Raw genomic sequence first — 20,627 nt, 5'->3', positions numbered from 1 at the left:
TGAAGCGACGGCGCCATTCTAGGAGCCTGCCCCGATCCTGCCGTGTGATCGAATTTGCAGCGCGGGTGCGGGAACGGTGCGGCTCTCAGCCCGCTTCGTGACCGAATTCGCGTCCCGTGCCGAGTTTCACGTCATGGCCAGTCGTCATGCGGGCGGCAGCGCGAAGGTGAACGCGTCGGCGAAGAAGGCGTCTTCCGGCAGGGCGCGTGCGCCGATGAAGCTGGCGCGTGCGGCGTCGATCATCGCGGGCGCGCCGCAGGCATAGACCTCGTGAGCGGAGAGGTCGGCGAAGTCGTCCAGCACGGCCTGATGGACCAGGCCGCGGCGGCCCTCCCAGGCGTCCTGCGGTCCGCTTTCCGACAGCACCGGGATGTAGCGCAGGCCGGGCAGCTGCGTCTCCCAGCCGTGCGCCAGCGCGTCGAGATAGAGGCCGGCGCGGTCGCGCGAGCCCCAGTAGAGCGTCACCTGGCGGCGCTGCCCGCCGGCGATCATGTGCTCGACGATCGACTTGATCGGCGCGAACCCGGTGCCGCCGGCGACCATGACGATCGGGCGAGCGGAGTCCTCGCGCAGGAAGAAGCTGCCGTGCGGCCCCTCGAAGCGGAGGATGTCGCGCTCCTTCATGGTCTCGAAGACGTGGCCGGTGAAGCGGCCGCCGTCGACACGGCGCACGTGCAGCTCGAGGTGGCCGGCCCCGTGCGGCGCGTTGGCGATCGAGAACGCGCGCCGCTCACCGTCGGCGAGCAGGATGTCGATGTACTGGCCGGCGCGGAAGCGGAAGGCCTCGCTTGCGGGCAGCTTGAGTTCGATGCGCATGACGTCGGGGGCGAGCCGCTCGAGCTTCTGCACCCGGCAGGGCAGCTTCTTCACCGAGATGTCGTCGGCACGGCTGACGTTGCGCGCTTCCAGCACGAGGTCGGACTTCGGCGTCGCGCAGCAGAACAGCGCGTAGCCGGCCTCGCGTTCGGCCGCGCTCAGCGCACTGTCGGCGTAGCGACCGTAGTCGAGCTCGCCCGCCAGCACGCGGCCCTTGCAGGCGCCGCAGGCGCCGTCGCGACAGCTGTGGGGCAGGAGCAGGCCGGCGGCGAGCGCCGCGGCGAGCACGGTCTGGTCGGACTCGGCGGTGAAATGGTGGTCGCCGGGCTGAAGGGAAATCTGATGGGCCATCGTGCGTGTGATAATGAAAATATGAAACGAATCCTGATCGTCGGCAGCGGGGATGTCGCCCGACGTGCCCTGCCCTGGCTGCTGGCGCGCTTCCGCGTGTTCGCCCTGGTGCGGCGCGCCGAACAGGCCGCCGAACTGCGCGCCGCGGGCGCGGTGCCGATCGTCGCCGATCTCGACGACCGCCGCAGCCTGCGTCGCCTGGCCGGGCTCGCGGATGCCGTGCTGCACTTCGCGCCCCCGCCCGCCAGCGGCGAGGTCGATGCCCGCACCCGCCGCCTGCTCGCCGCCCTCGGCAGCGCGCGAAGTCTAGCACAGCGCCTGGTTTACATAAGCACGACAGGCGTTTACGGCGATTGCCGGGGCGCCTGGGTGGACGAGACGCGGCCCTGCCGGGCGCAGACCGCGCGTGCCCGCCGGCGGGTCGATGCCGAGCGTCGGCTGCGCGCCTTCGCCCGCCGCAACCGGGTGCGCCTGGCGCTGCTGCGCGCGCCCGGCATCTACGCCGGCGACCGCCTGCCGCTCGAGCGCCTGCGGCGCGGCGATCCGGTGCTGAGTGCCGACGAGGATGTGCATACCAACCACATTCACGCCGAGGATCTCGCCCACGCCGCCTGTCTCGCGCTGTTCCGCGCGCGCGGCGGGCGGGCGTTCAACGTGGTCGACGACACCGGGCTCAGGATGGGCGACTACTTCGATCTCGTCGCCGACGCCTGCGGCCTGCCGCGGCCGCCGCGGCTCGGCCGCGAGGAACTCGGCCGGCGCCTGAGCGCTCTGACCCTGTCATTCATGTCCGAGTCGCGCCGGCTCGGCAATTCGCGCCTGAAGCGGGAGCTGCGCATGCGGCTGCGCTATCCGACGGTGAGCGACGGCCTGCGCACCGCCGCACCGCCGGCCCGCGGCTGACCGCCCGGGCCGGCCCTTTTCGATCTGTCCCTCTTTTCGCTGGAGTCTGCAACCGATGCTGGTCGTGAAGTCGCTGCACATCATTTTCGTCGTGAGCTGGTTCGCCGGGCTTTTCTATCTGCCGCGCCTGTTCGTCAACCACGCCATGGTCGAGGACGTGGCGACGCGCGAGCGGCTGGCGCTGATGGAGCACAAGCTGTACCGCTTCATGACCCCGCTCGGCATACTCGCGGTGGTGTTCGGCCTGTGGCTGTGGTTCGGCTACGGTTTCGCCGGCGGCTGGCTGCACGTGAAGACTCTGCTGGTGATCGGCCTGATCGGCTACCACCTTTACTGCGGGCGGCTGTTGCGCGCCTTCGCCGCCGGCCGCAACACCCGCAGCCACGTGTGGTTCCGCTGGTTCAACGAAGCCCCGGTGCTGGTGCTGGCGGTGGTGGTGTTTCTGGCGGTGCTGAAGCCGTTCTGACGGCGCGATCATGATGGTGACGCGGCGCTCGCCGCTGCTGGGGGCACGTTGTGCAATGCGCGCTGGCCTTGCCGCGATTGCCCGACGGAACGGGGGATGACGATGAGTGAGGGGCCGGTCGAGCTGGCGCAGTACAACTGGCAGGCGTATGCGGTGCTGGTGGTCGACGGCGACGAAACGATGCGCCGCTTCCTCGAGCGCGCGCTTGCGCGTCGCTTCGGCATGGTGCAGGTCGCCGCCGACGTCGCGCAGGCGGCCGTTCTGATGACGCGGCTGCATTTCGACCTGCTGATCCTCGATCACGCGCCTGCGGGCAACGGCGGCATCGCCTGGCTGCACGAGGCGCGCGCGCAGGGGTATGCCGGCGAGGCGATCGTGGTCGCCGCCAGCGCCGACCTCGACACCGCGATCGCCGCGTTGCGCGCTGGCGCGTCCGATTTCATCCTCAAGCCCTTCCGCCTCGAGCAGGTCCTCGACGCGATCCGGCGCGGTTTCGAGCGCGGGGGGCGGCCGCGCGCGCAGTCCGTGCTGCGGCGAGAGCCCGACGGTGCTTCGAGCGATGCGCTCGGCATCGTCGGCCAGTCGGCGGCGATCGAACAGTTGCGCGGGCTCATCGGCCGCGTCGGGCGCATGCCGAGCACCGTGCTGCTGCTCGGCGAGTCGGGCAGTGGCAAGGAGGTCGCGGCGCGCGCGCTGCACGAGGCGAGCCCGCGCGCGCAGCAGCCCTTCGTGCCGCTCAATTGCGCGGCGATTCCTGCCGAGCTGGTCGAGAGCGAGCTCTTCGGCCACGTCAGGGGCGCGTTCACCGGCGCCACCGAGAATCGCGACGGCATGTTCCATCACGCTCACGGCGGCACCCTCTTTCTCGATGAGATCAGCGAGCTGCCGCTGCCGATGCAGACCCGTCTGCTGCGGGTGCTGGAGGAGCGCCGGGTGAGGCCGCTCGGCGCGGAGCGCGAAGTGCCGGTCGACGTGCGCATCATCGCCGCGTCCAACCGCGATCTCGCCGCCGAGGCGGCGGCCGGCCGTTTCCGCGAGGACCTCTACTTCCGGCTCGCGGTGATCGAGCTGGTGATGCCACCGCTGCGTGCGCGGACCGACGACATTCCGGCGTTGGTGCGGCATTTCATGGAGACGCTCGCCGCGCGGCTCGAGGTCGCCCCGCTCGCGCTCGGCCACGAGCTGCTCGCGCGCCTTGCCGCCCATTCCTGGCCGGGCAATGTGCGCGAACTGCGCAACTTCGTCGAACGCGCCCTCATCCTCGGCGCCTTTCCGCTCGATGCCCTGGAGGCGGCGCCGGTCGCGGCCGCCGCGGATGAGCTCGACCTCAGCCTCGAGGAGGTCGAAAAGCGCCATATCGTGCGCGTGGTCGAGGCCTGCGGCGGCAACAAGACCGAAGCGGCGCGCCGACTGGGCGTGTCGCGCAAGACGCTGGAGCGCAAGTTCGCCGACTGGGGGGCTGCGGGCGAGCAGGACGGCGCCCGGGGCGGCGACGGGAAACGCACCGCGGGCGGCATCGGCCGCCGGGCGTGAGCGTGACAGGCCGCCGATGGGCCGGTCGTGATGATGGCCCGGTGACGGGTCGGGCGGGGCCGCCGCGAGGCGCGCCCGGGAACGGGAAGCAGGGATGAAACTGATCGGATTCGCCGGCTGGTCCGGCAGCGGCAAGACGACGCTGGTCGAACAGGTGGTCGGCGTGCTCGTGGCGCATGGGCTGGCGGTGTCGCTGGTCAAGCACGCCCATCACGCCTTCGACATCGACCACGAAGGCAAGGATTCGTGGCGCCATCGACGCGCCGGCTGCCGCGAGGTGCTGATCGGCTCGGGCCGGCGCTGGGCGCTGATGCACGAGCTGCGCGGCGAACCCGAGGCCAGCCTGGACGAGTTGCTCGCGCGCCTGTCGCCGTGCGACCTCGTCCTGGTGGAAGGCTTCAAGCGCGCGCCCATTCCCAAGATCGAGGTCCATCGCGCTGCCAACGGCAAGCCGCTGCTGTTTCCCGACGACCCGCATATCGTTGCGGTCGCCAGCGACGGCCCGCTCGACACCGCGCTGCCCCGGCTCGACATCAACGATGCGCGCGCGGTGGCCGGCTTCGTCCTCGAGTTCTGCTTCAGTCGAGTGCGAGAACCCGTCCGAGCGGGCTGAGGTCGTAGCCGCCGAAGCGCTCGGCGAGCGCTGCCATCGGCGCCGCGCCGTAGGCCTGCAGCAGGCGCTGGAACAGCTTGCGGAACACCACCTCGCGCGGCAGGGCGAGATCGAAGGCTTCCCAGCCGAGCGGCAGGAAATCGAGACCGAACTCGCCCGCCGCGGCCCGCGTGCCGGGCGCGCAGTCGGCCTCGCCGCGCGCGACCAGGCCCGCGGCCTCGCGCTCGGTGTGCGCAATGGCGGTCACGCTGCAGTCCTCCGGGCGCAAGCCGCGGTCGGCCAGCGCCGACTCGAGGAAGTGGCGCGAGCCGGCGCCCGCCTGGCGCATTGCCCAGCGGTAATCGAAGGCGGCGAGGGTCTCGATGCCGACCACCTCCAGTCCCGCACGCAGGATCACGCCCTGCTCGCGCCGCGCCAGCCGCACGAGAGTCCAGTGGCGGTGCATCGCGAAGCGGCGCAGCAGCATCGGGTGCTGACTGGCGCTGTGTGCGTCACTGCCCCAGTGCAGCGCGCAGGCGTTGGCACGCCGGCGGGCGAGCAGCTCGAGGCCGGCCAGCGTGCCGGTCGGGCTGTAGGCGACGAAGGCTTCGCCCGCGAGCTCGGGGGCGAGCGCCGCCACGGTGGCGGCGAGCAGCGGGTCGTCGCTGCCGGTGATCAGCAAGCGGTCGGTGAGGGCGCCGCCATGGGCCTGCTCGAGCAGCCATTCGTCCAGCAGGGCGCGCGGAAACAGCCACTTGCCGCCGACGCGGGCCGCCGGCAGCTCACGGCTGTTGGCGAGCTCGTAGAGCTTCTTCTCGTTGAGCTGAAGATAGGTCGCGGCCTGGCGCGCGTTGAGGCAGGCGGTGCCGGCCTCCTCGCCGGGCGCGGGCGGCGCCGGCAGGCCGCTCACCGTGACCGGTCCGCGGCTGCCTTGGACAGGCGCCAGGCCGCATCGGCCAGTTCGTCGGGGGTGTTGATGTTGCGAAAGGCGGCCTCCTCGTCGTCGAAGGGGACTTCCACCACCCTGAGCTCGGCGTACCAGCGGTCGATCTTGCGCCCGCCGGCGGCGAGGAAGGCGCCGAGGTGGGCGGCGAGCTCGCGTCGGCACAGGCAGAACACCGGGTGCGGCTGCTCGAAGGTCTTCGCCACCGCCAGCTCGGCGTCCGCCCCCTGCAGGGCCGCGAGCAGGCGTGACACGAGGTCGGCGGGGAGGAAAGGCGAGTCGCAGGGCGCGGTCACCACCAGCGGATGGGCGGCGCGTTCGAGCGCGGCGTGCAGGCCGGCGAGCGGGCCGGCGTAGCCGGGGAAGTCGTCGCCGAACACCGGGTGGCCGAACGCGCGCCAGGCCTCCTGGTTCTGGTTGGCGTTGATCAGGACCTGCTCGACCTGAGGGGTCAGCCGTGCCAGCACGTGGGCCGCCATCGGCCGGCCGGCGAGCGGTGCCAGGCCCTTGTCCACCCCGCCCATGCGCCGACCCTGGCCACCGGCGAGCAGCACCCCGGTGATCCGGGGTGGCGCGGCCGCTTCTTTTGCGGGCAGGGTGTTGTCGATCGTCGTCGCGCTCATCGCTCGAAATGCTCCTCGCCGGTAAACAGCAGGTAATGGCTGCCCTGCGCGCGGCCGACCATGGTGAGGCCGATGCGGCGCGCGATCTCCCAGCCCATTCGGGTCAGGCCGGAGCGCGAGACGAGGAAGGGGATCCCCATCTGCGCGGTCTTGATCACCATCTCCGAGGTCAGCCGGCCGGTGGTGTAGAAGATCTTGTCGGCGCCGTCGAGGCCGTCGAGCCACATGCGGCCGGCGATGCTGTCGACCGCGTTGTGGCGGCCGACGTCCTCGATGAACATCAGGATCTCGCAGCCGTCGTCGCCCGTCGCCTGCGCCAGCGCGCAGCCGTGGATCGCGCCCGCCTGCCTGTAGATCGAGTCCTGGTGGCGCACGCGTTCCATCAGCGCGTACAGCGTCGCCTGCGACAGACGGCGCTGCTGCGGCAGGCGGATGGCGTCGATCTCGTCCATCAGGCCGCCGAACACCGTGCCCTGGCCGCAGCCGGTGGTGATCGTGCGGCTGCCGAGGCGGGCCTCGGCGTCGCGCAGGCCTTCGCGGGTGGTGACCGCCACCGCGTCGACCTCCCAGTCCACGTGCACCGCGGCGATCGCGTCGAGGCTGTCGACCAGGCGCTGGTTGCGCAACCAGCCGATCGCGAGCGCCTCGGGAGCGGCGCCGAGCGTCATCAGGGTCACGATCTCGCGCTTGTCGACATACAGGGTGAGCGGGAACTCGCCGGCGATCGAGGTGCGTACCCGTTCGCCGAGTTCGTTGAGCGCCGTGATCTCCGTCGTCAGCGGGCGGCTGGCCTGGCTGAGCAGCGGGCGGCGGGGGCGGTCGGGGTGCGTCATCGGCAGGCTCGGGCCTTGCGGCGCGACTGGGGAGAAAAGGGGATTCTAGCCGCTCGACCGCCGGCTCACGTATTCTTGGTCGCATCCGCAATGCAGTGAGTACCGTCATGAAACAGTTTCCGCTTGCGGTCGTCATGGAACGCCGCAGCCTGCAGAACCGCTGGGTGGACGAGGCCTGGGAGGCGGTCGGGGTGGTGCCCTTCTTCGCCGCCGAGGCCGAGCCGGCCGCCGGCCCGACCTCGCGCCCGTCGCCGCGACGGATCGTCGCCGAGCCCGAGCGGCAGCAGTGGCTGCACCCGGGCTACGTGCTCGAGCTGTTCCGCGACGAGGCCGAGAACTACTTCCTCAACATGAGCGCGCCGGTGCCCAAGGTCTTCGTCATGTGGCGGCGCGATGGCGACGAGGCGCGCCCGCACGAGGTGTCGGTGAGCTACGGCGAGGCGGCGCGCTGGCTGGACTCGGGCGAGCAGGTCGACGGCGTCGCGATGCCGCGCGAGATTGCCGACTGGGTGGGGGAATTCGTCAACGCGAACTACAAGCCGGCACCGCGCAAGAAGGTCAGGCGCAACGATCCGCTCGGCCTCGACCGGGGGCGGCGGTGAGCGGCAGCGGGTTCCTGTCGCGCTGGTCGCGGCGCAAGCTGGCGCGGGCGCTCGCCGCGCGCGAAGCGGAGCCGGCCCCTCGCGCCGGCGAGTCTGTCGGCCACGTCGTCGCGGGGGCTGCAGGCGACGTCGGCGAACAGGCGCGCGAGCGTCTTCCCGAGGCGCCGGTCGCGCCGCTCCCCGCGCCCGAGACCCTGAACCTGGCCTCGGATTTCACCGCATTCCTGCGCGAGGAGGTCGACGAGGCGCTGCGCCGGCAGGCGCTCAAGAAGCTGTTCTCCGATCCGCACTTCAATCGCATGGACGGGCTCGACGTCTACATCGACGACTACTCGCTGCCATCGCCGATCCCGCCCGACGTGATGAAGCGCATCCGCCATGCGCAGCGGCTGCTGCGGGAGGAGCCCGCGGAGGGCGACGCCGGGGCTTCGGCATCGGCGCCGGACGGCGGGGATGCGCTCGCGACGGAGCTCGAGCCGCCCGCGGCCGCCGGCGGGCCGGCGCCCGACGAGCCTGCGGACGAGCCCGCAGAGGCGGAGCAGGATCCGAACGCAGAAGGTGCCCTGCGCGTGGCGGACGCGCGTTTATCGCCTGCGCCCACCACGGCCGAGCCGGCGGACGGGAAGCGTTCGGCAACGCCGGGCGGGGGCGAAGGCTGAACGGCGGCGGACTGCCGTCGCGCACCGACAGATTGTCCATGCTGCGACATTTTGTCCAAGGTCAGGGCGCGCCGCGGTCGTTATTGCGGATAACCGCCTCGTTTGGCGGTATTTTTTGCAGGCGTGGCCGGCCCGGCCCCTGCTTGTATGATTTTGTTCCACGGACGGCACGGCATGCACAACGAAAATCGACGCACCCGGCTTTGCGATTGCAATCGCACCTTCACCCTCGACGCGGCCAGCCTCGCGGCGGGCGGCGCGGCGGTGAGCGTGCATCACGCGCTGTGCCGTGCCGAACTGGGCGAACTCGAGGCCGACCTGCAGGCCGGCCGCGAAGTGGCGGTGGCCTGTACCCAGGAGCAGGCGCTGTTCGACGCGCTGGCCGACTCGGTCGGTGCCGGCGACCGGCTGTCGTGCTTCAACCTGCGTGAAGCCGCCGGGTGGTCGGCGGAGTCGGCGCAGGCCACGCCCAAGATCCTCGCCCTCGTCGCCGCCGCGACCGCGCTGCCCGCGATCGAACCGGTGGCCGGCGTGCAGATCGTCGCCGGCCGCAGCCTGCTCGTGATCGGTGAAGCGGGCGTCGCGCTCGGCTGGGCGGAACGGCTGCGCGCCAGCTTCGAGGTCGCGGTGCTGATCACCGGCCGCGCCGGCGAGGCCGAGTTGCCGGTGGACGACGACTATCCGGTGTGGAGCGGCCGTCCGCGCGCCCTCGTCGGCCATCTGGGCGCCTTCGAGCTCGAATGGGAGCAGCGGAATCCGATCGATCTCGAGCGCTGCGTGCGCTGCAACGCCTGCGTGCGTGCCTGCCCGGAAGGCGCGATCGGCCCCGAGCTGCAGGTGGACCTCGATCGCTGCCGCGGTCATCGCGCCTGCGTCGAGATCTGCGGCGAAATCGGCGCGATCGACTTCGCGCGCCGCGACACCCTGCGTCGCGAGCGCTTCGACCTCGTCCTCGACCTCGGCGCCGAGCCGCTGCTGAAGCGGGTCGAACTGCCCGACGGCTATGCCGCGCCCGGCCGCGATCCCTTCGATCAGGCGCTCGCGGTGCAGCGCTTGGGCGAACTCGTCGGCGAGTTCGAGAAGCCACGCTACGTCGCCTTCGATGCCGGCCTGTGCGCCCACGGGCGTTCGCGGAAGACCGGCTGCAGCAACTGCATCGAGGCCTGTGCCGCGGAGGCGATCCGCAGCGCCGGTGACGTGATCGAGGTCGACCCCTGGCTGTGCAAGGGCTGCGGCAGCTGCAGCACGGTGTGCCCGTCGGGCGCGCTGTCCTTCCAGTATCCGCGGACCACCGACGTCGGCCGCGAGCTCAAGCTGCTGCTCGCCGAATACGCGCGCGCCGGCGGCCGCGACGCCTGCCTGCTGTTCCATTCGGCCGAGGCGGGCGGCGCGCTGATCGCCCGCCTCGCGCGCCGCGGGCGCGGTCTGCCGGCGCGCGTGATCCCGGTCGAAGTGTGGAGCGCGGATGCGGTCGGCCTCGACCTGATGCTCGCCGGCCTCGCGCTCGGCGCCTGCCAGGTGGCGGTGCTCGCCGCCGGCAGCCACGACGCCGCGCCGCTGAAGGCGCAGGCGGGGCACGGTCAGGCGATCCTCGGCGGGCTCGGCTACCGCGGTGAGCATCTGCGCATCGTCGAGGCGATGGAGGCCGACGACTGGGGCTCGCTCGAGCGCGCGCTGTGGGACTGGGCGCCGGCGGAGACGGTCGCGCGCCCTGCCGGCTTCGCGCTCATGCCGCGCAAGCGCGAGACGCTCGATCTCGCGCTGCGCCATCTGCTCGCCCAGGCGCCGGCGGCGAGTTCGCCGGCGGGGCTGCCAGCGGCGATCGCGCTGAAACCGGGCGCGCCCTTCGGCGAGGTCCGGGTCAGCGAGGCCTGCACCCTTTGCATGGCCTGCACCAGCGCCTGCCCGGCGGGCGCGCTGCGCGCCGCGAGCGATGCCTATCGGCTCGAATTCATCGAGCGCAACTGCCTGCAGTGCGGGCTGTGCGAGGCCTCCTGCCCCGAAGCGGCGATCGGCCTCGTGCCCCGCCTGCTGCTCGGCGAGGAGGCGCGCCGGGCCCGCGCGTTGCGCGAGGCGGAGGTCTTTCACTGCGTCAGTTGCGACGCGCCGATGGGCGCGGCGCCGGTGATCGAGGCGATGGTGGCGCGCCTGAGCGGCCACTCGATGTTCGCCACCGAGGCCGAGCGCGCCCGCCTGCGGATGTGCGCCGATTGCCGGGTGATCGACCTGATGAAGAACGAACACGGCGCCAAGGCCTGGGATCTGAGCGAATGAACGCACCGATGATGCTGCAGCCCGAACCGGTACACAGCGACGAGGATCGCGCGCGCGCCGACCACTACGCGCTGCTCGCACGCCTGTTCCAGGCCGCGCCCGACGAGGCCTTGCTGGCGGCGCTGGTCGAGGCCGGCAGCGCGCTCGGCGAGCCCGGCGGATCCGCCTTCCAGCAGGCCTGGGCGGCACTCGGCGAGGCCGCAGCGGCCACCGACGCGGGGCGCGTCGGCGAGGAGTTCGACGCGCTCTTCGTCAGCGTCTCCAAGCCGCGGGTGATGCTCAACGCGTCCTGGTACCTGACCGGCTTTCTGCAGGAGGAGCCGCTCGCCGATCTGCGCGCCGATCTCGCCGAACTCGGCCTCGGCCGCCGGCGGGGCGTCAGCGAGACCGAGGACCATCTCGCGGCGATCGCCGAGGTGATGCGCCATCTCGTGCTCACCGGTCCGGACGAAGCCGGGCTGGCGCGCCAGCGCCGATTCTTCGCGCGCTACCTGGCGCCCTGGTTCGTACCGCTGGCCGACGCCCTCGCGACGACGCCGGACGCGCATTTCTACCCGGTGGCCGGCAGCCTCCTGCGGGCCTTCCTCGAGCTCGAGCGCGAAGCGTTCGACATGATTTCGTAGGCCGGCCGCGCATGCAGCCCGCCATCTTGCAGGGGAGATCGAGCATGAAACAGAACGATTCCAGGCTCTCGCGGCGCAACTTCCTGTTGTCGATCGGCGCCGGCAGCGCCGCCGCGACTGCGGCGGTGGCAGCGACCGCCACCGGCCGCGCGCTCGCGCCCGCAGCGGAAGCCGTCGAGCAGGCGCGCAGCGAGGCCGCCGGCGGCACCAGCGAGCACGTGCGCAACTACTACCGCACTGCGCGGATCTGAGGAGGACGCGACGATGTTGACCAAGAAGAGCACCGTCGGCACTGGCGTCGGGCGCCGCCTGCGCAGCTCCGCAGCCCGCCTCGTCGGCCAGACCATGGATCGGCGCGGCTTTCTGAAGCGCTCCGGCTTGGGTGTCGGCGCCGGCGCGATCGCCAGCCAGCTGCCCTACAACTTCATCGGTGCGGCCGAAGCCGCCGACGCTCCCGTCGCTGCCGGCGCCGGCGACACTGTCGTGCGGCGGACGGTGTGTACTCACTGCTCGGTCGGCTGTGCGGTGGACGCGGTGGTGAAGAACGGGGTCTGGGTACGCCAGGAGCCGGTGTTCGACTCGCCGATCAACCTCGGTGCGCACTGCGCCAAGGGCGCCTCGGTACGCGAGCACGGCCATGGCGAGCACCGCCTGAAGTACCCGATGAAGCTGGTCGACGGCAAGTACCAGAAGATCTCCTGGGAAGAGGCGATCGAGGAGGTCGGCGACCGCCTGCTGAAGATCCGCGAGGAGTCCGGCCCGGACGCGGTGTACTGGATCGGCTCGTCGAAGCACAACAACGAGCAGGCCTACCTGCTGCGCAAGTTCGTCTCCTTCTGGGGTACCAACAACACCGATCACCAGGCGCGCATCTGCCACTCCACCACGGTGGCGGGGGTGGCGAACACCTGGGGTTACGGTGCGATGACGAACTCCTACAACGACATGCAGAACGCGAAGGCGATGCTGTTCATCGGCTCCAACGCGGCCGAGGCGCATCCGGTGTCGCTGCTGCACATCCTGCACGCCAAGGAAAACGGCGCCAAGATGATCGTCGTCGACCCGCGCTTCACCCGCACCGCGGCCAAGGCCCACCAGTACATCCGCATCCGCTCCGGCACCGACGTGCCCTTCCTCTTCGGCCTGCTGTACCACATCTTCCAGAACGGCTGGGAAGACCGGAAGTACGTCGAGGACCGCGTGTTCGGCATGGAGGCGATCCGCGAGGAGGTGCTCGCGAAGTGGACGCCGGACATGGTGGAGGAGGCCTGCGGCGTGCCCGAGGACCAGATGCTGCTGGCCGCACGCACGATGGCGGAGAACCGTCCCTCGACCATCGTCTGGTGCATGGGCCAGACCCAGCACACGATCGGCAACGCGATGGTGCGCGCCTCTTGCATCCTGCAACTCGCCCTGGGCAACATCGGCAAGGCGGGCGGCGGCGCCAACATCTTCCGCGGTCACGACAACGTGCAGGGCGCGACCGACGTCGGCCCCAACCCCGATTCGCTGCCCGGCTACTATGGCCTGGCGACCGGCTCGTGGAAGCACTGGAGCAACGTGTGGGGCGTCGACTACGAGTGGGTCAAGGGCCGCTACGCCTCGCAGGAACTGATGGAGAAATCCGGCATCACCGTGTCGCGCTGGATCGACGGCGTGCTCGAGGACAAGGAGCTGATCGACCAGCCCGGCGGCAAGCTCCGCGCGGTGGTGTACTGGGGGCACGCGCCCAACTCGCAGACCCGCGGCGCCGAGATGGTCGAGGCGATGAAGGCGCTCGACACCCTGGTGGTGATCGACCCCTACCCGTCGGCGACCGCCTCGATGGCGGCGATGGTGCGCAAGGACGGCGTCTACCTGCTGCCGGCCGCCACCCAGTTCGAGACCGTCGGCTCGGCCACCGCGTCGAACCGTTCGCTGCAATGGCGAGAGAAGGTCATCGAGCCCCTGTTCGAATCCAAGCCCGACCACACCATCATGTACGCCTTCGCCAAGAAGTTCGGCTGGGGCGAAGAGCTGGTGAAGAACATCAAGCTCGAGAAGGACGGGCACGGCTGGGACGAACCGAACATCGAGGACATCCTGCGCGAGATCAACCGCGGCACGTGGACGATCGGTTACTCGGGCCAGTCGCCGGAGCGGCTCAAGCTGCACATGAAGAACATGCACACCTTCGACGTGAAGACGCTGAAGGCGCAGGGCGGTCCCTGCGACGGCGAGTATTTCGGCCTGCCCTGGCCGTGCTTCGGCACGCCCGAGATGAAGCATCCGGGCACGCCCAACCTGTACGACACCTCCAAGCACGTCATGGACGGCGGCGGCAACTTCCGCGCCAACTTCGGCGTCGAGCGCGACGGCGTGTCGCTGCTCGCCGGCGACGGTTCCGCCTCCATGGGCGCCGACCTGCAGATGGGCTATCCCGAGTTCGATCACCTGCTGCTGAAGAAGCTGGGCTGGTGGGGCGAGCTGACGGACGCGGAGAAGGCCGCGGCCGAGGGCAAGAACTGGAAGACCGACCCCTCGGGTGGGATCATCCGCGTCGCCATGGTCAACCATGGCTGCCACCCCTTCGGCAACGCGAAGGCACGCGCGGTGGTGTGGAATTTCCCCGACGCCATCCCGCAGCACCGCGAGCCGATCTACTCGCCGCGCCCGGACATGGTAGCCAAGTACCCGACCCACGACGACAAGATGAAGTTCTGGCGCCTGCCGACGCTGTACAAGTCGCTGCAGGAGAAGGTGAAGGACATCTCCAAGGAATACCCGCTGGTGATGACCTCCGGGCGCCTGGTCGAATACGAGGGCGGCGGCGAGGAAACCCGCTCCAACCCGTGGCTGGCCGAGCTGCAGCAGGAGATGTTCGCCGAGGTGAACCCGAAGGACGCCAACGACGCCGGTTTCCGCAACGGCGACTACATCTGGGTGGAGTCACCGACCAAGGCCAGGCTCAAGGTTCGCGCCCAGGTCACCCAGCGCGTGGCGCCGGGCACGGTCTTCCTGCCCTTCCACTTCTCCGGCTGGTGGCAGGGCGAGGACATGCTGAAGTTCTACCCCGAGGGCGCGGCGCCGATCGTGCGCGGCGAGGCGGTCAACACCGCCACCACCTATGGTTACGACGCGGTGACCATGATGCAGGAAACCAAGACCACCCTGTGCCGGGTGAGCAAGGCCTGAGCGCGAGGAGAGAAAAATGGGACGCATGAAATTCCTGTGTGACGCGGAGCGCTGCATCGAGTGCAACGGCTGCGTCACTGCGTGCAAGAACGAGCACGAGGTGCCCTGGGGGGTGAACCGCCGCCGGGTGGTGACGATGAACGACGGCGTGCCGGGCGAGCGCTCGATCTCGGTCGCGTGCATGCACTGTTCGGACGCACCCTGCATGGCGGTGTGCCCGACCGACTGCTTCTACAAGACCGAGGACGGCGTGGTCCTGCACGACAAGGACCAGTGCATCGGCTGCGGCTACTGCTTCTTCGCCTGCCCCTTCGGTGCGCCGCAGTTCCCCAACGGCCCCTCGGCGTTCGGCGCGCGCGGCAAGATGGACAAGTGCACCTTCTGCGCCGGCGGCCCCGAGGAAACCGGCTCGGAGGCCGAATACGAGAAGTACGGCTCCAACCGCCTCGCCGAGGGCAAGCTGCCGCTTTGCGCCGAGATGTGCTCGACCAAGGCGCTGCTCGCCGGCGACGCCAGTGTCGTCGCCGACATTTTCCGCGAGCGGGTGCTGCGTCGCGGCGGCGGCGCTGAAGCCTGGGGCTGGCAGACTGCCTATGGCGGTGGCGAGCAGCGGCGCGAACGCAAGCAAGACCGGGAGGGGCAGAAATGAGCATGCCTGTATCGAAGCGGATCGTGACCGCGGCCTTCGCCGCCGCGCTCGTCGGTGGACTGGGTGCCTGCGGCGAAAAGTCCCAGGTCGCCGTCTACGAGCAGGGCACCTACCAGGGCAAGGCCGACACCGCGGCCTGGGATGGGCCTGCCTTCAAGGGCGACCGGGCGGCGTGGGAGGCCGCGCTGAAGAACCGTGCGCGGGGTCAGAACGAGTACAACCGCACCGAGTGAGGAGGCGACCATGAAGACGATCTTCAGGCGCGACAAGTGGCCGTTGCTGCTCGTCCTCGTGTTCTGGCTTCTCGCCCTGCTCGTGGCGGCGACGCCGGTGCACGCGCAGCGGGCCGCGCACACCGAGTCGAGCGCGGAAGCGCAGGCCGAACGGCAGGCCGAACGTCCGGGCAACAACGCGCCGGTGTGGCGGGCGGTGCGCTCCGGGGAGGCCCACTTCACCACGGTGCGCGGGCCCGAGACCGGCGTGCTGATCCAGAGTGAAGGCAACACCTGGCGGCAGCTGCGCAACGGACCGGTGACGGTGTGGGGCGGCTGGCTGCTGATCCTGGTGCCGGCGGCGATCCTGTTGTTCTGGCTGGTGAAGGGCACGATCAGGCTGCACGCGGCACGCACGGGACGCAAGATCACCCGTTTCTCCGGCTTCGAGCGCTTCGTACACTGGGGTACGGCGATCAGCTTCGTGCTGCTCGCCCTCACCGGCTTCGCGATCCTGTTCGGCAAGCACGTGCTGGCGCCGCTGTTCGGCGGCGACCTCCTCGCGCTGCTGCTGAGCGCTGGCAAGCTGGTGCACAACTACATCGGGCCTCTGTTCGGCGTGTTCCTGCTGATGATGTTCTTCACCTTCGTGCGCGATAACCTGTGGCACCCGTCGGACGCGACCTGGATCCGCCGCGGCGGCGGCCTGCTCGGCGGCGACCACGTGCCCTCGGGCCGCTTCAACTTCGGCGAGAAGAGCTGGTTCTGGTTCGGCGTCACCCTGCTCGGCCTGGCGGTGTCGATCTCCGGTCTGGTGATGGACTTCCCCAACTTCGGACAGGGCCGTGCCGACATGCAGATCGCCAACATCGTGCACGCGGTCGGGGCCACGCTGTTGCTGGCGCTCGCCTTCGGTCACATCTACATGGGCACGCTCGGTGCGGAAGGCGCCTTCGAGGCGATGAGCACCGGCGAGGTGGACGAGACCTGGGCGAAGGAGCACCACGCGCTGTGGTACGAGGAGGTCAAGGCGGGCAAGTCGGGCCGCGGCTGAGCGCCGCGCGCTTTTCCTGCCCGCCGGGGCGCGAACGGGGGCGCGGCGCTACAATGGCGCCGGCGCGGGCCGCGGGCCCGCCTTTCTCTTCTGACCTGCCGGAGCGCCCGATGGCCGAATCCTTCTTCTCCCCCTGTCCGCGCGGCCTCGAGACCGTGCTTGCCGACGAGCTGCGCGCGCTCGGTGCGCGTGCGGCCGATGTCGTGCCCGGCGGGGTGAGCTGGCAGGGCGACTGGGCGGCCTGCTATCGCGCCAACCTCGAGAGCCGCATCGCCACCCGCGTGATGTGGCGCATCGCCGGCGGCCGCTACCGCAGCGAGGAGGACATCTACCGCATCGCCTATGCGCCGACGTGGGCGAAGTGGTTCACCCCCGAGGACACGATCCGCATCTACGTCACCGCGCGAAGGTCGCCGCTGAAGAGCCTGGAGTTCATCACCCTGCGCGTCAAGGACGCGGTGTGCGACCACTTCCGCACCGTCGCCGGGCGGCGCCCGAGCGTGGATACCGCCAACCCCGCGATCCGCATTCACGCCTTCCTCTCCGCCGACACCGTCACCCTCTATCTCGACACCTCCGGCGAGCCGCTCTACAAGCGCGGCTTCAAGCCCCAGGCGGTGGAGGCGCCGCTGAAGGAGAATCTCGCCGCCGGCATCCTCCGCCTCACCGGCTGGCAGCCCGGCGAGACCCTGGTAGACCCGATGTGCGGCAGCGGCACCTTCCTCATCGAGGCGGCGCAGATCGCGCTCGACATCGCGCCCGGCCTCGGCCGCAGGTTCGGTTTCGAGCAATTCCGCCACTTCGAGCACGCAAGCTGGGCGGCGGTCAAGCGCGCCGCCGAGGGGCGCCGGCAGCCGCCGCGCCCGCTGCCGATCCACGGCTCGGACATCGTCGGCGAGTGGCTTCGGCGCGCGCGCCTCAACCTCGAATCGGCGGGCCTGGCGCGCTGCGTGACGCTCGAGCGCGCCGACCTGCTCGAGCGCGAGCCGCCAGCGGCCGAAGGGGTGATGGTGGCGAATCCGCCCTATGGGGTACGTCTCGGCGAGGAGGAGGAGCTTGCCGCCTTCTACCCCAGGCTGGGCGACGCGCTGAAGCGCCGTTGGGGCGGCTGGCGCTGCTATTTCTTCAGCGGCGATCCCGCCCTGCCCAAGCTGATCGGCCTCAAGGCGAGCCGGCGCACGCCGCTGTTCAACGGCGCGCTCGAGTGCCGGCTGCTCGAATACCGCATGGTGGCGGGCAGCAACCGGCCGCGCCGCGAGGCGCAGGACGGCGGGGCGCCGCCCGCCGCCTGAGCCGAGCGGCGGGGGAGAGCCCGCTCAGACGATGTCGAGATGCTGGATACCGGCGCTGACGTCGCGGTCGGTGTGCTTGCTGTGCAGCTTGATCTGCAGGCGCAGGTCGTTGACGGAGTCGGCGTTGCGCAGCGCATCCTCGTAGCTGATCTGCTCGGCTTCGTAGAGCTCGAACAGGGCCTGGTCGAAGGTCTGCATGCCGAGCTCGCGCGATCGCTTCATGACCTCCTTGATCGCCGGCACCTCGCCCTTGAAGATGAGGTCCGAGATCAGCGGCGAGTTGAGCATGATCTCCACCGCCGGCACCCGCCCCTTGCGCTCCTTCAACGGCAGCAGGCGCTGCGAGATCATCGCGCGCAGGTTCAGCGACAGGTCCATCAGCAGCTGCGCCCGGCGCTCCTCGGGGAAGAAGTTGATGATGCGGTCGATCGCCTGGTTGGCGCTGTTGGCGTGCAGGGTGGCGAGACACATGTGACCGGTCTCGGCGAAGGCGATCGCGTAGTCCATGGTCTCGCGGTCGCGGATCTCGCCCATCAGGATCACATCCGGCGCCTGGCGCAGGGTGTTCTTGAGCGCGTTCTCCCAGCAATCGGTGTCGATGCCGATCTCGCGCTGCGAGACGATGCAGTTCTTGTGCGGATGCACGAACTCGATCGGGTCCTCGACGGTGATGATGTGGCCGTAGGTGTTCTCGTTGCGGTAATCGACCATCGCCGCCAGCGAGGTGGTCTTGCCGGTGCCGGTGCCGCCGACGAAGATCACCAGGCCGCGCTTGGTGAGGGCGATGTCGCGCAGCACCGGGGGCAGGCCGAGCTCGTCGAAGGTGGGGATCTTCTGCGGGATCGTGCGCAGCACGAGGCCGACGCGGCCCTGCTGCAGGTAGGCGTTGGCGCGAAAGCGGCCGATGCCGGGCGGCGAGATCGCGAAGTTGCACTCCTTGCTCGCCTCGAACTCGGCCGCCTGGCGGTCGTTCATCACCGCGCGCGCGAGCTCGGCGGTGTGCCCCGGCTGCAGCGGCTGGTTCGACTGCGGCACGATCTTGTCGTCGATCTTGATCGCCGGCGGAAAGCCGGCGTTGATGAAGAGGTCGGAGCCGTTCTTCTGCAGCATCAGCCGCAGCAGGTCGTGCATGAATCTGAGTGCCTGGTCGCGTTCCATATCCGCTTGCCGTCCTGTGTCTGAGCGTGTTGGGGGGACTGCCGGCCGCCTCAGGCGGCGAACTGGTCCTTGTTCATGGCGCGCACCCGCGCCTCGGCGGGCGACACCACGTTGCGCCGCACCAGGTCGGCGAGGCACTGGTCGAGCGTCTGCATGCCGACGTTCTGGCCGGTCTGGATCGAGGAATACATCTGGGCGATCTTGTTTTCGCGGATCAGGTTGCGGATCGCCGGCGTGCCGATCATGATCTCGTGCGCCGCGACCCGGCCCGCGCCGTCCTTGGTCTTGAGCAGGGTCTGCGAGATCACCGCGCGCAGCGACTCCGACAGCATCGAGCGCACCATGTCCTTCTCGGCGGCGGGGAAGACGTCGACGATACGGTCGATCGTCTTGGCCGCCGACGAGGTGTGCAGGGTGCCGAACACCAGGTGGCCGGTTTCGGCCGCGGTGAGCGCCAGCCGGATGGTCTCGAGGTCGCGCATCTCGCCCACCAGGATCACGTCCGGGTCTTCGCGCAGCGCGGCGCGCAGCGCGTTGTTGAACGACAGCGTGTCGCGGTGCACCTCGCGCTGGTTGATCAGGCAGCGCTTCGACTCGTGCACGAATTCGATTGGGTCCTCGACGGTGAGGATGTGGCCGTAGTGGTTCTCGTTGACGAAGTCGATCATCGCCGCCAGCGTGGTCGACTTGCCAGAGCCGGTCGGCCCGGTCACGAGCACGATGCCCCGCGGCTGGTCGGAGATCTCGCGGAAGATCTTGGGGCAGTTGAGCTCGTCGAGGCTCAGCACCTTCGACGGAATCGTGCGGAATACCGCTCCCGCACCGCGGTTGTGATTGAAGGCGTTGACCCGGAAGCGGGCGAGGTTGGGCACGGCGAAGGAGAAGTCGCACTCGAGCGTCTCTTCGTACTGCTTGCGCTGACTGTCGTTCATGATGTCGTACACCATCGCGTGCACGTCCTTGTGCTCCATCGGCGGCAGGTTGATGCGGCGCACGTCGCCGTGCACCCGGATCATCGGCGGCAGACCGGCCGAGAGGTGCAGGTCCGAGGCCTTGTTCTTGACGGCGAAGGCGAGCAGTTCGGTGATGTCCATTAGGGGGCGGCGGCTGGGCGCAGGGATGGCTGGGAGGCCGATGTTATACTCCCCATGCATTGTCCCGAAGGAAAAAGGGCACGGATATGACTTCAATTTCGGCGCGGCTCGAAGCCGTGCGGGCGCGCATCGACGCGGCCGCCAGCGCCGCCGGCCGCGACCCCGGGACGGTGGACCTGCTCGCGGTGAGCAAGACCTGGCCGGCCGAGGCGGTGCGCGAGGCCGCCGCCGCCGGCCAGCGTGCCTTCGGCGAGAACTACGTGCAGGAAGGTGTCGCCAAGACGGAGGCGCTCGCGGGACTCGGCCTCGAATGGCACTTCATCGGCCCCCTGCAGAGCAACAAGACGCGCGCGGTCGCGAACGCCTTCGACTGGGTGCACAGCATCGACCGCCTGCGGATCGCCGAGCGCCTGTCGGCGCAGCGCGACGCGCACCTGCGTCCGCTCGACGTCTGCATCCAGGTCAACGTCAGCGGCGAACACAGCAAGAGCGGCGTGGCACCGGAGGCGGTCGCCGGGCTCGCGCGCGCGGTCGCGGCGCTGCCGCGGCTGCGGCTGCGTGGACTGATGTGCATCCCCGAGGCCACCGAGGACGTGGCGCTGCAGCGCGCGCGCTTCGCCGCCCTGCGTGCGCTGAAGGACGCGCTCGTCGCCGGCGGCCTCGGGCTCGATACCTTGTCGATGGGCATGTCGCACGACCTCGAGGCGGCGATCGCCGAGGGCGCGACGATCGTGCGCGTGGGCACGGCGGTCTTCGGTGCGCGTGGCGCTGCCTGA

Annotated in this window: 21 protein-coding genes; 15 read left to right on the top strand and 6 right to left on the bottom strand. The window is 70.1% G+C overall.

Annotated elements, in window-relative coordinates:
• Positions 1-144: 144 nt before the first annotated feature.
• Entirely contained in the window at positions 145-1,167 is a 1,023-nt protein-coding gene (locus tag BB334_RS12655) for a CDP-6-deoxy-delta-3,4-glucoseen reductase (RefSeq protein WP_068808840.1), read from the bottom strand.
• A 21-nt stretch (positions 1,168-1,188) separates the two neighbouring features.
• On the opposite strand from BB334_RS12655, the gene BB334_RS12650 reads away from it, so the two are divergent.
• The 4 genes from BB334_RS12650 (at position 1,189) to mobB (ending at position 4,682) form a co-directional block, all read left to right on the top strand.
• Positions 1,189-2,070, top strand: coding sequence for an NAD(P)H-binding protein (locus BB334_RS12650; RefSeq protein WP_068808839.1), 882 nt, complete (start codon positions 1,189-1,191; stop codon positions 2,068-2,070).
• A 55-nt stretch (positions 2,071-2,125) separates the two neighbouring features.
• On the top strand, positions 2,126-2,536 hold the full coding sequence (locus tag BB334_RS12645) for a CopD family protein (RefSeq protein ID WP_068808838.1): 411 nt from the start codon (positions 2,126-2,128) through the stop codon (positions 2,534-2,536).
• A 96-nt stretch (positions 2,537-2,632) separates the two neighbouring features.
• Entirely contained in the window at positions 2,633-4,069 is a 1,437-nt protein-coding gene (locus BB334_RS12640) for a sigma-54-dependent transcriptional regulator (RefSeq protein ID WP_083200416.1), read from the top strand.
• 94 nt (positions 4,070-4,163) lie between these two features.
• Entirely contained in the window at positions 4,164-4,682 is a 519-nt protein-coding gene (mobB, locus tag BB334_RS12635; protein WP_068808837.1) for a molybdopterin-guanine dinucleotide biosynthesis protein B, read from the top strand.
• On the opposite strand, the gene BB334_RS12630 is transcribed toward mobB, so the two are convergent.
• From BB334_RS12630 to BB334_RS12620, 3 genes are read right to left on the bottom strand one after another with little or no spacing between them, the layout of a single operon-like run.
• Positions 4,648-5,571: a substrate-binding domain-containing protein gene (locus BB334_RS12630; protein ID WP_068808836.1), complete on the bottom strand. Its 924-nt coding sequence runs from the start codon at positions 5,569-5,571 to the stop codon at positions 4,648-4,650. The genes mobB and BB334_RS12630 overlap by 35 nt on opposite strands.
• Entirely contained in the window at positions 5,568-6,227 is a 660-nt protein-coding gene (gene mobA / locus BB334_RS12625) for a molybdenum cofactor guanylyltransferase MobA (protein WP_068808835.1), read from the bottom strand. The genes BB334_RS12630 and mobA overlap by 4 nt, the downstream gene beginning before the upstream one ends.
• Positions 6,224-7,060 (bottom strand): formate dehydrogenase accessory sulfurtransferase FdhD, encoded by an 837-nt coding sequence (locus BB334_RS12620; RefSeq protein WP_068808834.1) that lies wholly within the window; start codon positions 7,058-7,060, stop codon positions 6,224-6,226. The genes mobA and BB334_RS12620 overlap by 4 nt, the downstream gene beginning before the upstream one ends.
• 107 nt (positions 7,061-7,167) lie before the next feature.
• Between BB334_RS12620 and BB334_RS12615 the strand changes: the two genes are divergently transcribed.
• The 10 genes from BB334_RS12615 to BB334_RS12570 all read left to right on the top strand — a co-directional run bounded on the left by BB334_RS12615 (position 7,168) and on the right by BB334_RS12570 (position 17,599).
• On the top strand, positions 7,168-7,662 hold the full coding sequence (locus BB334_RS12615; RefSeq protein ID WP_068808833.1) for a DUF3305 domain-containing protein: 495 nt from the start codon (positions 7,168-7,170) through the stop codon (positions 7,660-7,662).
• Positions 7,659-8,321, top strand: coding sequence for a DUF3306 domain-containing protein (locus BB334_RS12610; RefSeq protein ID WP_068808832.1), 663 nt, complete (start codon positions 7,659-7,661; stop codon positions 8,319-8,321). The genes BB334_RS12615 and BB334_RS12610 overlap by 4 nt, the downstream gene beginning before the upstream one ends.
• A gap of 174 nt (positions 8,322-8,495) precedes the next feature.
• Positions 8,496-10,595: a 4Fe-4S binding protein gene (locus BB334_RS12605; protein ID WP_068808831.1), complete on the top strand. Its 2,100-nt coding sequence runs from the start codon at positions 8,496-8,498 to the stop codon at positions 10,593-10,595.
• The gene (locus BB334_RS12600) at positions 10,592-11,218 is read left to right on the top strand and encodes a TorD/DmsD family molecular chaperone (protein WP_068808830.1); all 627 of its coding nucleotides are present in this window, start codon (positions 10,592-10,594) and stop codon (positions 11,216-11,218) included. The genes BB334_RS12605 and BB334_RS12600 overlap by 4 nt, the downstream gene beginning before the upstream one ends.
• Positions 11,219-11,262: 44 nt before the next feature.
• Positions 11,263-11,469: a hypothetical protein gene (locus BB334_RS12595; protein ID WP_068808829.1), complete on the top strand. Its 207-nt coding sequence runs from the start codon at positions 11,263-11,265 to the stop codon at positions 11,467-11,469.
• Between the two features lie 13 nt (positions 11,470-11,482).
• Positions 11,483-14,392, top strand: coding sequence for a formate dehydrogenase subunit alpha (locus BB334_RS12590; RefSeq protein ID WP_068808828.1), 2,910 nt, complete (start codon positions 11,483-11,485; stop codon positions 14,390-14,392).
• Positions 14,393-14,408: 16 nt separating this feature from the next.
• Positions 14,409-15,041, top strand: coding sequence for a formate dehydrogenase FDH3 subunit beta (fdh3B, locus tag BB334_RS12585; protein ID WP_068808827.1), 633 nt, complete (start codon positions 14,409-14,411; stop codon positions 15,039-15,041).
• Positions 15,038-15,274 carry a hypothetical protein gene (locus BB334_RS12580; RefSeq protein ID WP_068808826.1) on the top strand — a complete coding sequence of 79 codons (237 nt, stop codon included), beginning with the start codon at positions 15,038-15,040 and terminating at the stop codon, positions 15,272-15,274. Before fdh3B ends, BB334_RS12580 begins: the two co-directional genes overlap by 4 nt.
• 10 nt (positions 15,275-15,284) lie before the next feature.
• Positions 15,285-16,307, top strand: coding sequence for a formate dehydrogenase subunit gamma (locus BB334_RS12575; RefSeq protein WP_068808825.1), 1,023 nt, complete (start codon positions 15,285-15,287; stop codon positions 16,305-16,307).
• A 110-nt stretch (positions 16,308-16,417) separates the two neighbouring features.
• A complete protein-coding gene (locus tag BB334_RS12570) occupies positions 16,418-17,599 on the top strand; it encodes a THUMP domain-containing class I SAM-dependent RNA methyltransferase (protein ID WP_068808824.1) in 1,182 nt (393 codons plus the stop codon).
• A gap of 24 nt (positions 17,600-17,623) precedes the next feature.
• Here the strand turns inward: BB334_RS12570 and BB334_RS12565 are convergent, their stop codons facing one another.
• Positions 17,624-18,757 (bottom strand): PilT/PilU family type 4a pilus ATPase, encoded by a 1,134-nt coding sequence (locus tag BB334_RS12565; RefSeq protein ID WP_068808823.1) that lies wholly within the window; start codon positions 18,755-18,757, stop codon positions 17,624-17,626.
• 50 nt (positions 18,758-18,807) lie between these two features.
• Positions 18,808-19,851 (bottom strand): type IV pilus twitching motility protein PilT, encoded by a 1,044-nt coding sequence (locus tag BB334_RS12560; RefSeq protein WP_068808822.1) that lies wholly within the window; start codon positions 19,849-19,851, stop codon positions 18,808-18,810.
• An 86-nt stretch (positions 19,852-19,937) separates the two neighbouring features.
• On the opposite strand from BB334_RS12560, the gene BB334_RS12555 reads away from it, so the two are divergent.
• Complete coding sequence (locus BB334_RS12555; protein ID WP_068808821.1) at positions 19,938-20,627, top strand: YggS family pyridoxal phosphate-dependent enzyme; 690 nt, start codon at positions 19,938-19,940, stop codon at positions 20,625-20,627.

Origin of the sequence: Thauera phenolivorans, assembly GCF_001696715.1 — a bacterium.
In the GTDB taxonomy this organism is placed as follows: domain Bacteria; phylum Pseudomonadota; class Gammaproteobacteria; order Burkholderiales; family Rhodocyclaceae; genus Thauera; species Thauera phenolivorans.
This window is presented reverse-complemented; position numbering and strand designations above follow the sequence as displayed.

Excerpts from the sequence above, each read along its gene's own strand:
- BB334_RS12595 (WP_068808829.1), top strand. The coding sequence starts at position 11,263 with ATGAAACAGAACGATTCCAGGCTCTCGCGGCGCAACTTCCTGTTGTCG.
- fdh3B (WP_068808827.1), top strand. The coding sequence starts at position 14,409 with ATGGGACGCATGAAATTCCTGTGTGACGCGGAGCGCTGCATCGAGTGC.
- BB334_RS12605 (WP_068808831.1), top strand. The coding sequence starts at position 8,496 with ATGCACAACGAAAATCGACGCACCCGGCTTTGCGATTGCAATCGCACC.
- mobB (WP_068808837.1), top strand. The coding sequence starts at position 4,164 with ATGAAACTGATCGGATTCGCCGGCTGGTCCGGCAGCGGCAAGACGACG.
- BB334_RS12620 (WP_068808834.1), bottom strand. The coding sequence starts at position 7,060 with ATGACGCACCCCGACCGCCCCCGCCGCCCGCTGCTCAGCCAGGCCAGC.
- BB334_RS12650 (WP_068808839.1), top strand. The coding sequence starts at position 1,189 with ATGAAACGAATCCTGATCGTCGGCAGCGGGGATGTCGCCCGACGTGCC.
- BB334_RS12600 (WP_068808830.1), top strand. The coding sequence starts at position 10,592 with ATGAACGCACCGATGATGCTGCAGCCCGAACCGGTACACAGCGACGAG.
- BB334_RS12645 (WP_068808838.1), top strand. The coding sequence starts at position 2,126 with ATGCTGGTCGTGAAGTCGCTGCACATCATTTTCGTCGTGAGCTGGTTC.
- BB334_RS12570 (WP_068808824.1), top strand. The coding sequence starts at position 16,418 with ATGGCCGAATCCTTCTTCTCCCCCTGTCCGCGCGGCCTCGAGACCGTG.
- BB334_RS12560 (WP_068808822.1), bottom strand. The coding sequence starts at position 19,851 with ATGGACATCACCGAACTGCTCGCCTTCGCCGTCAAGAACAAGGCCTCG.
- BB334_RS12655 (WP_068808840.1), bottom strand. The coding sequence starts at position 1,167 with ATGGCCCATCAGATTTCCCTTCAGCCCGGCGACCACCATTTCACCGCC.
- BB334_RS12640 (WP_083200416.1), top strand. The coding sequence starts at position 2,633 with ATGACGATGAGTGAGGGGCCGGTCGAGCTGGCGCAGTACAACTGGCAG.
- BB334_RS12615 (WP_068808833.1), top strand. The coding sequence starts at position 7,168 with ATGAAACAGTTTCCGCTTGCGGTCGTCATGGAACGCCGCAGCCTGCAG.
- BB334_RS12565 (WP_068808823.1), bottom strand. The coding sequence starts at position 18,757 with ATGGAACGCGACCAGGCACTCAGATTCATGCACGACCTGCTGCGGCTG.
- BB334_RS12590 (WP_068808828.1), top strand. The coding sequence starts at position 11,483 with ATGTTGACCAAGAAGAGCACCGTCGGCACTGGCGTCGGGCGCCGCCTG.
- BB334_RS12555 (WP_068808821.1), top strand. The coding sequence starts at position 19,938 with ATGACTTCAATTTCGGCGCGGCTCGAAGCCGTGCGGGCGCGCATCGAC.
- mobA (WP_068808835.1), bottom strand. The coding sequence starts at position 6,227 with ATGAGCGCGACGACGATCGACAACACCCTGCCCGCAAAAGAAGCGGCC.
- BB334_RS12580 (WP_068808826.1), top strand. The coding sequence starts at position 15,038 with ATGAGCATGCCTGTATCGAAGCGGATCGTGACCGCGGCCTTCGCCGCC.
- BB334_RS12575 (WP_068808825.1), top strand. The coding sequence starts at position 15,285 with ATGAAGACGATCTTCAGGCGCGACAAGTGGCCGTTGCTGCTCGTCCTC.